1 protein-coding gene is annotated in these 493 nt (G+C 75.5%); it reads right to left on the reverse strand.

Annotated features, from left to right (window positions below):
* Positions 1 to 493 (reverse strand): acyltransferase domain-containing protein (locus G3N98_RS39520; RefSeq protein WP_206151152.1); only part of this gene is annotated, 493 nt, incomplete at both ends.

Below are 493 nucleotides of genomic sequence, written 5' to 3' on the forward strand. Positions count from 1 at the left end.
TCGCGTTGCGCAGGTGCGCCGCGAACGCGTCGACCGCGTCCACCGGGCCGGACACCACGCACTGCAGCGGCCCGTTGACCGCCGCGACGGCGAGCGTCGGCGGCAGCTGCGCGGCCAGTTCGTCCTCCGCGATCGATACCGACAGCATCGCGCCGGCCGGCTGCGCCTGCATCGCCGCCGCGCGCGCCGCCACGAGGCCGACCGCGTCGTCGAGCGAGAACACGCCCGCGCAGCACGCGGCGACCAGTTCGCCGAGGCTGTGGCCGATCAGGTAGTCCGGCGTCACCCCCAGCGCCGCCCACGCCTGATACAGCGCGTACTCGTACGCGAACAGCAGCGGCTGGACCAGCGCCGTGTCGGTGGTGCTCGCGTCGCCCAGCAGGTACGGTTCGAGCGCCAGCCCGGCCGCCCCCGCGAACCGCCCGCACACGTCGTCGAGCGCGGCGCGGAACACCGGGTGCTCGCGATGCAGGTCGCGCGCCATCCCGGCGGC

The sequence above is a fragment of the Burkholderia sp. Tr-20390 genome, from assembly GCF_017104595.1.
GTDB lineage: Bacteria > Pseudomonadota > Gammaproteobacteria > Burkholderiales > Burkholderiaceae > Burkholderia.